This is a genomic window from Actinomadura sp. NPDC000929, assembly GCF_040492065.1.
GTDB classification, from domain to species: Bacteria; Actinomycetota; Actinomycetes; order Streptosporangiales; family Streptosporangiaceae; genus Spirillospora; species Spirillospora verrucosospora.
Map to the genome: position 1 here is coordinate 1 of NZ_JBEUPA010000210.1, position 11,616 is coordinate 11,616.

An 11,616-nucleotide genomic window follows, 5' to 3' on the forward strand; every position below is an offset into this window, starting at 1 on the left:
GCGCACCGCCGCGTCCGCCCTCGCCAGCCGGGAGGGCCGCGCGGGGCTCGCCGACGCGGCCCGCGCCCTGCCCGCCCTCGCCCGCGCCAGGCGGCCGGTTCCGCCCGCGGTGGAGGCCGCCCGCGCCCGGCTCGCGCGGTACTGACGTTTCGCGCCCGCGCCCCGGGTACCGCGGCGGTGACCGACGGACCCGACCACCCGAGGGGCCGATGCGCGCCGTCGTGATCGACTGCACGCGGGTGGCCGTCGCCTCGGCGCTCGCCGAGAACCCCGTCCCCGCACCTCCGTCCTGACCCTCAGGGCCGAGCCGGGGACCGGTCGCGGGCCAGGGACAGCGCGCACAGGGCGCCGAGCAGCACCATCCCGGCGAGCGCCCAGCCGGTGCCGTACTCGGCGTGCCGGGTGGACCCGCCGGACTCGGCCAGCGAGAGGAACAGCGTCCCGACGGTGGCGATGCCGACCACCTGGGCGAGCTGCATCAGCGTGAGGAGCAGGCCGCTGGCGTCGGCCGCGTCACCCGGCGCGACGTGCCGCAGCGCGGTCGTCATGATGATCGGCATCACCCCGAGCCCGAACCCGATGACCGCGGTGAGCGCCTCGTAGGCGAGGCCGCCTCCCGCGAGCGGACCGACGCACAGGTAGCCCGCCCCCGCCACGGCGAACCCGGCCGGGACGGCGCGCCGGTGCCAGCGGGCCGGCAGCCGCTGCCAGTTCAGCCCGACCAGCCCGAACGCGGTGACGCAGGGCACGAACGCCAGCCCCGACTCCAGCGGGGACATCCGCAGGTCGCCCTGCAGGTGCAGCGTGGTGGTGAACAGGAACGACGACCAGCTCGCCGGGCCGAACACGATCGCCACGCAGGCCGGGACCAGCAGCGGGGCGCGCAGCACCCGGGGCGAGACCAGCGGACGCCCGCCCGCGGCCGCCACGCGCCGCTCCACGGCCACGAAGACCGCGGCGAACGCGGCGCTGGCGGCCAGCGCCGCCCAGCCCCACAGCGGCCAGCCCAGCTCGTGCCCCATGATCAGCGGGACGACGAGCAGCAGCACCGCGGGGGCCAGCGTGAACACGCCCGGGAGGTCCAGCTCGGCCCGCAGCGGGCGCGTCCGGGGCGCGGGCTCGTCGCGGGGCAGCACGCGCGGCCCCGCGAGCAGCAGCGCGGCGCCGATCGGCACGTTGACGAGGAAGACCGCCCGCCAGCCCGTCCCGAGCAGGTCCGCGCCGACCAGCAGGCCCCCGGCCGCCTGCCCGACGACGACGCCGCCCGCGATGACGGCGGAGTAGAGGCCGAGCGCCCGCCCCCGGGCGGCGCCGGTGAAGTCCCGCTGGATCATCGACATCACCTGCGGGGTCAGCATCGCCGCGCCCGCGCCCTGCAGGAAGCGGCACACCACCAGCGTCCCGGTGGACGGCGCCAGCCCGCACGCCAGCGACGCGACCGTGAAGGACGCGAGGCCGAGGTGGTACAGGCGGCGGTGGCCCGCGATGCCGCCGAGCCGCGCGCCCGTGATCAGCAGCACCGCGTAGGAGATGATGTAGCCCGCCACGATCAGCTGGAGCCCCGCGCCCGAGGCGTGCAGGTCCGCGCGCATCGTCGGGAGGGCCACGTTGACGATGTTCACGTCGAGGATGGCCATGAACTGGCCGAGCAGGATGACGGCGAGCGCGAGCCCGCCGGATCCGTTCCGCGACCCCCGGTCGGGAACGGTCCCGCGCAGGTCGGTTGTCTGTGTCATGTGTACGAGGGTGGGGGCGCGCCGGTACCGGTAACGAGAGCCTGCCGATACTGGTACTGACAGCACCTGGAAGAGCACGCCCGCCCGAGGCAGGCTGGGGGAGTGACGATGACGAGTCCGCCCGCCGCGCCCGCCGCCCGCCGCGGCGGCGCGGGTCCGCGCCGCCGCACGGAGCTGGCGGCGTTCCTGCGCAGCCGGCGCGAGCGGATCAGCCCCGAGGACGTGGGGATGCCCCCGGGCCCGCGGCGCCGCACGCCCGGTCTGCGCCGCGAGGAGGTCGCCCAGCTCGCCGGAGTCGGCGTCACCTGGTACACGTGGCTGGAGCAGGGCCGCCCGATCAACGCCAGCACCCAGGTGCTGGACGCGGTGGCGCGCACCCTGCGGCTCGACGGAGCCGAGCGCGAGCACCTGTACCGGCTGGCCGACGTCCCCGACGCGGCGGTCGAGGAGCAGGCCGAGAGCCTGCCCGAGGACGTCCAGGGGATCCTGGACGCGCTCGTGCCGCTGCCCGCGGCCGTGGTCAACGCCCGCTCCGACATCCTGGCCTGGAACGCCGCCTTCGCCGCGATCTTCCCGCACCTCGTGAACGCCCCGCCGTGCGAGCGCAACACGCTGTGGAAGATGTTCACGCTGCCGCCGTGCTGCAATCCGATCGTGAACCTGGAGGACACGGCGTCCGACCACGTCGCCGTCTTCCGGCACCGGTACAGCAGGCATCTGGACGAACCGGGCTGGAAGGACCTCGTCCGGCGCCTTCAGGCGGCCAGTCCCCTGTTCGCCCGGCTGTGGGCGTCCCACGACGTGGCGCTGCCGGGGCCGAGCGCCAAGGTCTTCCGGCACAGCGCCGTCGGCGAGATCCGCACCCGTACCACGAGCATGGACATCACCGCGTCGCCGAACGCGCGGCTCGTCGCCTACACGCCGGCCGACGAGGAGAGCCGGGACCGGATCGGCCGGCTGCTCGCCGATCCCGGGGCCGCGGCCACCGACCACCGGCACTGAGCGGCGCCGGGCTCAGTGGCGGGCACGCCGCGCGATCACCACGAGGTCGACGGCGGCGATGACGGCGACCGCCGCGCAGATGCCCGCCGCGGTCATGGAGCCGCCGCCGGAGGCGTCCACCGTGAACACGATCGCGGCGGCGACCGCGCCGACCAGCGCGGCCGTGGACAGCACCGCCCGCAGGAGCAGCGGGCTGCGCGCGGTCAGGGGCTCGTCCCCGCGCGGCTGCTCGTGCGGGTACGGTCCGTGCGACCCGGGGCCGTGCCAGCCCGGGTCCTTCCGGCCGATGTCGTGCCGCTCGGGCTCGCCGAGTTCGGGCTCGTGCCGCTCGGGTTCGTTCCGGTCAGGTTCGTTCCGGTCGGGCTCGTGCCGCCCGGGCCCGTCCGCTCCGGTGCCGCCCACGGCTCACCTGGCGTAGGTGCCGACGAGCGTCCCCGACGCGACGACCTTGTCCTCGACGGCGGTGCGCAGGTCCTCGGCGGTGAAGCCGTCGCGCAGCCCGGACGGCTCCGCCAGCCCGTACAGCCGGAAGAAGTACCGGTGCGGGTCGTCGCCCGCCGGGGGCTTCGGCCCGCCGTAGCCCTCGGAGCCGTAGTCGTTGCGCCCGAGGACGGCGCCGGTCGGCCGCTCCCCGGCGTCCAGGCCGGTGGTCACCGGGTCGATGCCGGCGAGCAGCCAGTGCGCGAACGTGCCGACCGGGGCGTCGGGGTCCTCGCACGCCAGCGCCAGTTCCACGACCTCCTCGGGCGCGGGGGACCACTCCAGCGGCGGCGAGAGGTCCCCGCTGTCGTGGGAGTAGTCCGACGGCATGAGCGTGTGGTCGCGGAACGCGGCGCTCCTCAGCGTCATCTCTTCCATAGGGCGCTCGTGCCCCGTCACGCGCGGTCGATGCACGCGCCGTCCCGGTCGACCCGCAGGTCAGCCCGCGCTGGAGGCCGCCCAGATGTTGATCCCCGCCTCGACGGCGTCCCGGTCGATCGCGGCCAGTTCGTCCGGGGTGAAGTCGAGCCGGTCGAGGGCGGCGAGGTTCTCCTCCAGCTGCGCGACGCTGCTCGCGCCGATCAGCGCCGAGGTGACCCGGCCGTCCCGCAGCGACCAGGCCAGCGCCATCTGGGCGAGCGACTGCCCGCGCCCCTCGGCGATCCGGTTCAGCGTCCGCACGTGCCGCAGGTTGTCCTCGGTGAGCAGACTGGTGGACAGCGACGTCCCCCTGCTCGCCCGGGAGCCCTCCGGGACCCCGTCGAGGTACTTGCCGGTCAGCATCCCCTGCGCCAGCGGTGAGAACGCGATGCAGCCGGCGCCCTCCCGGTCGAGCGTGTCGAGCAGCCCGCCCTCGATCCAGCGGTTGAGCATCGAGTAGGACGGCTGGTGGATGAGCAGCGGGGTCCCCATCTCCCGCAGGATCGCCGCCGCCTCGGCGGTGCGCTCGGGGGAGTAGGACGAGATCCCGGCGTAGAGGGCCTTGCCGGACCGGACGGCCCGGTCCAGCGCCCCCATCGTCTCCTCCAGCGGCGTCTCCGGGTCGAAGCGGTGGCTGTAGAAGATGTCGACGTAGTCGACGCCCATCCGGCGCAGCGACTGGTCGAGGCTCGCGAGCAGGTACTTGCGCGACCCCCACTCGCCGTACGGGCCCGGCCACATGTCGTACCCGGCCTTGGTCGAGATGATGATCTCGTCCCGGTACGGGGCGAGGTCCTCGCGCAGGATCCGGCCGAAGTTGGTCTCCGCGGACCCGTACGGCGGGCCGTAGTTGTTGGCGAGGTCGAAGTGGGTGACGCCGAGGTCGAACGCGCGCCGCAGGATGGCCCGCTGGACGTCCAGCGGGCGGTCGTCGCCGAAGTTGTGCCACAGGCCCAGCGAGATCGCCGGGAGCCTCAACCCGCTCCGCCCGCACCGCCGGTAGGGGAGCCGCTCGTATCGCTCACTGTCTGCCACGAAGGTCATGGTCAGGAGTATTTCAGGACAAGCGGCTCACCGGACGCGGCGCCGGCCGCCGTCGGGCCCGTCCTCCCCCCGAGGGTGATCTCCGTCACCGACCGCGTCACCGACCGCGGCGGCGGGCGGCGGCGGCGCGGGAGTACACAAAGGAACGAGGCCCCGACTGTCATGTCTGCGAGGGTGAAGGGGGCTGTGAAGTGGCAAGAATGGTCTGAGATCTGGACGAGGAGGTCCCAGTGGTCGTGCTGCGCAGTTATGTGTCGGGTTCCTGGCGTGCCCCGGAGGAGGAGGGGGCGCCGTTGCACGACGCCGTCACCGGGGAGGAGGTCGCCCGGATCTCCTCTGCGGGGGTCGACATGGGCGCCGCCCTGGAGTACGGGCGGTCCGTCGGCGGCCCGGTGCTGCGGGAGCTGACGTTCCACCAGCGCGCGGCCCTGCTGAAGGCGGTCGCGTCCCACCTGCGGGAGCACCGCGAGGAGTTGTACGCCCTGTCGGCCATGACGGGCGCGACGCTGAACGACTCGAAGTTCGACGTCGACGGCGGCATCGGCGTCCTGTTCGCCTACGCGAGCAAGGGCAAGCGGGAACTGCCGAACGACACGGTGCTCGTCGAGGGCGAAGTGGAGCCGCTCGGCAAGGGCGGGACGTTCGTCGGGCAGCACCTGTGCACGCCGTCGCGCGGCGTCGCGGTGCAGATCAACGCGTTCAACTTCCCGGTGTGGGGCCCGCTGGAGAAGCTCGCGCCCGCGTTCCTCGCGGGGGTGCCGAGCCTGATCAAGCCGGCGAGCCAGACCGCCTACCTGACCGCCCGGCTGGTCGAGCTGATCGTCGAGGCCGGGATCCTGCCCGAGGGCTCGGTGCAGATGGTCTGCGGCGAGCCCCGCGACCTCCTCGACCACCTCACCGAGCAGGACATCGTCGGGTTCACCGGTTCGGCGTCCACCGCCCGGCTCCTGCGCACCCACCCCGTCATCGTGGGGAACGCGGTGCGGTTCAACGCCGAGGCCGACTCGCTGAACTGCTCGGTCCTCGGGCCGGACGCGACGCCCGGCACGAAGGAGTTCGACCTCTACGTCAGGCAGCTCGCCACGGAGATGACCGTGAAGGCGGGCCAGAAGTGCACGGCGATCCGCCGGGCGCTCGTCCCCGCCGCCCTGATCGACGACGTCGCCGAGGCCGTCCGGGAACGGCTGGCGAAGGTCACGGTCGGGAACCCGTCCGACCCGTCCGTGCGGATGGGCGCCCTCGCCACGCTCGACCAGCGCGAGGAGGTGCGGCGCTCCCTGAAGGCCCTCATGGACGCGGGCAGCGTCGTGTTCGGCGACCCCGAGCGGGTCGAGGTCGTGGGCGCGGACGCCGAGCGCGGCGCGTTCATCTCCCCGGTCCTGCTGCGCGCCGACGACGCGGGCCGCGCCGAGCCGCACGAGGTCGAGGCGTTCGGGCCGGTCAGCACCCTGATGCCCTATGAGGGCGCCGAGCAGGCCGTCGAGCTCGCCGCGCGCGGGCGCGGCAGCCTCGCCGGGTCGGTCGTGACCGGTGACGAGGAGTTCGCCCGGAAGGTCGTGCTCGGCGCCGCGCCGTGGCACGGCCGGCTGCTCGTGCTGAACGCCGAGGACGCCCAGGAGTCGACCGGGCACGGCTCGCCGCTGCCCGCCCTCGTCCACGGCGGCCCCGGGCGGGCCGGCGGCGGCGAGGAGATGGGCGGGATCCGCGGGGTGGTGCACCACATGCGGCGCACCGCCGTCCAGGCCGGGCCGGCGATGCTCACCTCCATCACCGGGCGCTGGGTCCCCGGCACCGACCGGACCGTCACCGACGTGCACCCGTTCCGCAAGCACCTGGAGGACCTGCGCGTCGGCGACACCGCCGTCGGCGGCCCCCGGGTCGTCACCCTCGACGACGTGGAGCACTTCGCCGAGTTCACCGGCGACACCTTCTACGCCCACACGGACGAGGAGGCCGCCGCGGCGAACCCGTTCTTCGGCGGGCGCGTCGCCCACGGCTACCTCGTCGTGTCGTTCGCGGCCGGGCTGTTCGTGGAGCCGTCCCCGGGGCCCGTCCTGGCGAACTACGGCCTGGAGAACCTCCGGTTCCTCACGCCCGTCAAGCCGGGCGACGAGCTGACCGTCACCCTGACGGCCAAGCAGATCACGCCGCGCGAGGGCGCCGACTACGGCGAGGTCCGCTGGGACACCGACGTCACGAACCAGGAGGGGGCCTCGGTCGCCAAGTACGACGTCCTGACGCTGGTGGCCAAGCGCCCGCGGCACGACTGATCTTCGGGCCTGGGGGCCCGGCCCGCGGGATGATACGCATGAGGGGAGGCGTCTGCGGGGGAGACGGTCACGTTCAGCGCTGAACGGGGTGCGCCCATGATCAGTCCCCTGCACATCCAGACCGTGCGCGAGGTCGTCCGCACCGGCTCGTTCGCGGACGCGGCCCGCAACCTCGGCTACACCGCGTCCGCCGTCTCCCAGCAGATCGCCGCGCTGGAGCGCGCCTGCGGCCTGGTGCTGTTCGAGCGCCGGGCGCGCAGCGTGCGCCCGACGAGCGCCGCGTTCCTGATGGTCAGCAAGGGCAACGACGTGCTGTCGGCCCTCGACACCCTGGAGCGGGAGCTGCGCACGGTCGCCAGCGGCGAGCGCGGCGCCCTGCAGCTCGGCAGCTTCCCGACCGCCAGCGCCCGGATCCTGCCGCGGGTGCTGGCGGAGCTGTCGCGGGTGCGGCCCGGCATCGACATCACGCTGGCCGAGGGCGAGCCGGACGAGCTGCTGCCCGAGCTGCTCGACGGCGACCTCGACCTCCAGCTCGCGTACCGGTACGACCTGTTCCCGCGCACCTGGCCCGACCAGATCGTGGAGACGCCGGTGATGGACGAGAACCTGGTGCTGTGCGTCCCGCGGGACCACCCGCTCGCCGGGGGCCGCACCGTCCGGCTCCGCGACCTGCGGTCGGAGACGTGGATCGCGAGCCGCCCGGAAAGCGCGGGCGCGCAGGCGCTGCTGCGCTTGTGCGGCACCGCCGGGTTCGTCCCCGACATCGCGTTCCGCAGCAACGACTACGCCGTGGTGTGCGGGCTGGTCGGCTGCGGTCTCGGCATCGCGCTCGTCCCGGCGCTCGGCTGCGTCCCCGCGCCGGGGCTGAGGACGCTGCGGCTCAGCCGCCGCAGCCCGCGGCGGCACGTCACCGTGCTGCGCCGCGCCACCAACACCAACCCGCTCGTCAAGGACGCCATGCGCGGCCTCATCGAGGTCGCCCGGGGAGTCCAGAGCGAGGTCGGGGGCGCCACCGGCCCTTGAGCTCCATCGCCGCGCGGACGCGCTCCTGGGCGAGCGCGACGGCGGCCTCGTGCGTCGTCGTGCCCTGCGCGCGGGCCGCGTCGAGGACCCGGCCGGTGTTGTCGCGCATCTTCGCCGAGACCGCGGCGAACACCGCGTCCGGGTCGGGGCGGAACGCCGAGTAGCGGGCGTCCATCGCGAACGCCGCCGCGACGACGCCGCCCGCGTTGGCGACGAAGTCCGGCACGACCGTCACGCCGCGCTCGGCGAGGACGCGCTGCGCCGCCCGCCCGGTGGGCAGGTTCGCGCCCTCCACCACGATCGACGCCCGGACGTCCGAGGCCGCCTCCTCGTCGATGACGTCCTGGAGCGCTGCCGGGACGAGGACGTCGGCCGGGACCGACAGCTCGGCGCCGGGGGGCAGCAGCCGCCCGCCGTACTCCCGCACCGCCGCGTCGCCCGCCTCGGCGCGCAGAGCGAGGAGCCGTCCGACGTCCAGGCCGTCCGGGTCGTGCAGCGCGCCGTGCACGGTCGAGACCGCCACGACCGCCGCGCCCAGCTCGTCCAGGCGCCGCGCCGCCGCGTGCCCGACCGCGCCGAACCCCTGCACCGCGACGCGCGCGCCCCGCAGGGACATCCCCGCGTGCCGGGCGGCGGCGTCGGCCGCCTCCGCGACACCGAAGCCGGTCACGCCCAGCTCGTCGTAGGGCATGCCGCCGAGGACGTGCGGGGTGCCGACGGCCGCGCCCCGGTCGTCCAGCTCGTCCTGGACGATCGCCGCGTCCCGCTCCGACAGCCCCATGTCGAGGCCCGCCACGTACCGGCGGGGGATCTCCTGCGCCAGCGCCCGCACGAACGCGCGCAGGACCGCCTCCCGGTCGGACGACGCGGGGTCCGCCGCGATCCCGGCCTTGGCGCCGCCGAAGAACAGGTCGACGCCCGCCCACTTGTAGGTCATCACCCGGGCGAGCCGCGCCACCTCCGCGACCGTCACCGACGGGCTCATCCGCATGCCGCCCTTGCCCATGCCGCGGGCGGTGTTGTCGATGACGAGCACGCCCCGCATCCCGGTCCGGGCGTCGGAGACGCACACGACCCGCTCGGGGCCCCACTCGTCCATCATCGCGAGCACGTCAGACACAGTTGTTCTCCGGGCGCAGGGCGTCGCCGGCGAAACGCGCGGCGTTCAGGGGGGCGACGTCGGTGAAGGGCGCTCGGCCGAGGTACAGGTCGCGGACGACCTCGCCGACCGCCGGGCCCTGGAGGAAGCCGTGGCCGGAGAAGCCGGCCGCGTAGAGGAACCGCGACACCGACGCGTCCTCGCCGATGAGCGCGTTGTGGTCGGGCGTCATCTCGTAGAGGCCGGCCCAGCCGCCGGTCAGGCCGGCGTCGAGCAGGCGCGGCGCCCGGGCGCCGATCGCCTCGGCGAGCCGGGGGAGCCACGCGTCGGACCGGCTCAGATGGAAGCCGGGGCGCTCCTCGGGATCGGACATGCCGAGCATCAGGCCCTCGCCCTCCGCGTGGAAGTAGAACGACGTCGCGAAGTCGATCGTCATCGGCACCGGGCGCGGCAGGTCCGGGAGCGGCCCGGTGAAGACGATCTGGCGGCGCAGCGGCTCGACCGGGAGGTCGACGCCGGCCATCCGCCCGACGGCCGCCGACCAGGCCCCGGCCGCGCAGACGACGGCGGGCGTGCGGATGCGCCCCCGCGTGGTCCGGACGGCCCTGATCTCACCGCCGCCGGTCTCGATGCCGACGACCTCGCAGCCGGTGCGGATCGCCGCGCCGTGCCGCCGCGCGCCCGTCGCGTACCCGAGGACGACCGACTCCGGCGTGCAGTGCCCGTCGTCGGGGGAGAACGCGGCGGCCAGCAGCCCGTCCGGGACGATCAGCGGCGACAGCCGGCGGGCCTCCGCGACCGAGACCATCCGGCTCGGGACGCCCAGCTCGTTCTGCAGGGCCACGCCCGCCTCGAACGCCGCGACGTCCTCGGGCCGCGACAGCAGGAACAGGTAACCGACGCGGTGCAGGTCGATCTCCTGGCCGGGCCGGCGGGAGAACCGGGCGAACGCCTCCAGGCTGCGGGCGCCGAGCCGGATGTTGACCTCGTCGGAGAACTGGGCCCGCACCCCGCCCGCCGCCCTGCACGTCGAGCCCGACCCGAGCGCGTCCCGCTCGACGAGGACCACGCGCCGCACGCCCGCCTCGGCGAGGTGGAACGCGATGCTCGTCCCCATGACGCCGCCGCCGATGACGACGACGTCGGCCTCCGTCTCCGCCTCGGTCCCCACGGCCGCCCCTACAGCCGGAAGCCGAGGTCGGGGGCGATCTCCAGGACGTCCATCTGCGCCTTCTGCAGCCGCCCCGAGGTGTCCCAGTTCATCGACTGCCAGCGGGTGAACTGGTCCAGGACCCACATGCCCGACTGGCGGCTGCCGTTGCCCGAGCGCCCGTTCCCGCCGAACGGCAGGTGCGCCTCCGCGCCGGAGGTGGAGTTGTTGACGCTCACCATCCCGGCCGAGATCCGCCGGCGGAACGCGAAGACCTTCGCCGGGTCGCCGGTGTAGATCGAGGCGGACAGGCCGTAGCCGGGGGCGTTGGCGAGGGCGATCGCCTCGTCCAGCGTCCGGTAGGCGGCGACGCCGACGATCGGCCCGAACGCCTCGTGCGTGAAGAGCGCGTCGCCGGGCCCCACCCCGTCGACGATCACCGGGTGGTAGAACAGCCCCGCCTCCGGGTCCCCGGCGAAGCCCTCCCGCGGCGCGGCCGCCGTGATCCGCCCGGTGGCCGACGACCCGTGCACGGTGTGGCCCGGCCCGATCCAGCCGAGCGCCTTCTCGAAGCCGTCCGCGAACCGCTCGCTGATCAGCGGCCCGAACAGCACGTCGCCCGCCGGGTCGCCGACGGGCGCGGCGCGCACCGCCTCGTCCAGCAGCCGCACGAACTCGCCGTGCACCGACTCGTGGACGATCGCGGTCCCGAGGGAAGTGCAGCGCTGCCCGGCCGTCCCGAACCCCGAGAACAGGGCGCCCTCGACGGCGAGCGGCAGGTCGGCGTCCTCGGCGACGACCATCGGGTTCTTGCCGCCGAGTTCCAGGCACGGCGTCTGGAGGTGGCGGCCGCACAGCTCCCCGATCCGCGCGCCGACCTCCGTGGAGCCGGTGAAGCCGACCTTGTCGACGAGCCCCTCGTCCAGCGCCCGCTCCAGGCCGCGGAAGGTCTCGGCGCCGTCGGCGTGGACCACGTTGAGGACGCCGTCCGGCAGCCCCGCGTGGGCGAACAGCTCGTAGAACGCGTCGGCGCAGGCCGCCGCGTACTCGGCGGGCTTCCACACCACCGCATTACCGCACAGCAGCGCGGGGACGATGTACCAGGACGGCACCGCGACCGGGAAGTTCCCCGCCGTGACGACGGTGACGACGCCGACCGGGTCCCGGAAGGTGAACAGCTGCTTGTCGGGCATCTCGGACGGGACGGTCTGCCCGTACAGCCGCCGCCCCTCCCCGAGGAAGAACGCGCAGGTGTCGGCGATCTCCTGGACCTCGCCGAGGGCCTCGGCGCGGGGCTTGCCGACCTCCCGGGTGACGAGCGCGGCGAGGGCCGCCTTGTTGGCCTCGACGAGCCGGCCGACCGCGGCGACCGCCTGCCCGCGGACGGGCGCC

Annotated in this window: 10 protein-coding genes; 3 read left to right on the forward strand and 7 right to left on the reverse strand. The window is 74.7% G+C overall.

Annotation, left to right across the window (positions count from 1 at the left end):
• Positions 1-296: 296 nt before the first annotated feature.
• A complete protein-coding gene (locus ABWI04_RS39235) occupies positions 297-1,736 on the reverse strand; it encodes an MFS transporter (RefSeq protein ID WP_353835555.1) in 1,440 nt (479 codons plus the stop codon).
• Between the two features lie 108 nt (positions 1,737-1,844).
• Here ABWI04_RS39235 and ABWI04_RS39240 point away from each other — a divergent pair, with 108 nt between their 5' ends.
• Positions 1,845-2,738 (forward strand): helix-turn-helix transcriptional regulator, encoded by an 894-nt coding sequence (locus ABWI04_RS39240; RefSeq protein WP_353835556.1) that lies wholly within the window; start codon positions 1,845-1,847, stop codon positions 2,736-2,738.
• 12 nt (positions 2,739-2,750) lie between these two features.
• On the opposite strand, the gene ABWI04_RS39245 is transcribed toward ABWI04_RS39240, so the two are convergent.
• The 3 genes from ABWI04_RS39245 to mgrA all read right to left on the reverse strand — a co-directional run bounded on the left by ABWI04_RS39245 (position 2,751) and on the right by mgrA (position 4,682).
• Positions 2,751-3,140, reverse strand: a complete 390-nt coding sequence (locus tag ABWI04_RS39245; protein ID WP_353835557.1) for a DUF6343 family protein — start codon at positions 3,138-3,140, stop codon at positions 2,751-2,753.
• Between the two features lie 3 nt (positions 3,141-3,143).
• Positions 3,144-3,587: a YbhB/YbcL family Raf kinase inhibitor-like protein gene (locus ABWI04_RS39250; protein ID WP_353835558.1), complete on the reverse strand. Its 444-nt coding sequence runs from the start codon at positions 3,585-3,587 to the stop codon at positions 3,144-3,146.
• 69 nt (positions 3,588-3,656) lie between these two features.
• Positions 3,657-4,682 (reverse strand): L-glyceraldehyde 3-phosphate reductase, encoded by a 1,026-nt coding sequence (gene mgrA / locus ABWI04_RS39255; RefSeq protein WP_345187184.1) that lies wholly within the window; start codon positions 4,680-4,682, stop codon positions 3,657-3,659.
• A 230-nt stretch (positions 4,683-4,912) separates the two neighbouring features.
• Here mgrA and paaZ point away from each other — a divergent pair, with 230 nt between their 5' ends.
• Complete coding sequence (gene paaZ, locus ABWI04_RS39260) at positions 4,913-6,952, forward strand: phenylacetic acid degradation bifunctional protein PaaZ (RefSeq protein WP_353835559.1); 2,040 nt, start codon at positions 4,913-4,915, stop codon at positions 6,950-6,952.
• Positions 6,953-7,048: 96 nt separating this feature from the next.
• Positions 7,049-7,975 carry a LysR family transcriptional regulator gene (locus ABWI04_RS39265; protein ID WP_258942305.1) on the forward strand — a complete coding sequence of 309 codons (927 nt, stop codon included), beginning with the start codon at positions 7,049-7,051 and terminating at the stop codon, positions 7,973-7,975.
• Here the strand turns inward: ABWI04_RS39265 and ABWI04_RS39270 are convergent.
• From ABWI04_RS39270 to ABWI04_RS39280, 3 genes are all read right to left on the reverse strand, one after another.
• Positions 7,920-9,095, reverse strand: coding sequence for a Glu/Leu/Phe/Val family dehydrogenase (locus ABWI04_RS39270; protein WP_353835560.1), 1,176 nt, complete (start codon positions 9,093-9,095; stop codon positions 7,920-7,922). The genes ABWI04_RS39265 and ABWI04_RS39270 overlap by 56 nt on opposite strands.
• Positions 9,088-10,245, reverse strand: coding sequence for an NAD(P)/FAD-dependent oxidoreductase (locus tag ABWI04_RS39275; RefSeq protein WP_353835561.1), 1,158 nt, complete (start codon positions 10,243-10,245; stop codon positions 9,088-9,090). The genes ABWI04_RS39270 and ABWI04_RS39275 overlap by 8 nt, the downstream gene beginning before the upstream one ends.
• A gap of 8 nt (positions 10,246-10,253) precedes the next feature.
• On the reverse strand, positions 10,254-11,616 hold a 1,363-nt coding region (locus ABWI04_RS39280; protein WP_353835562.1), incomplete at its 5' end, for an aldehyde dehydrogenase family protein.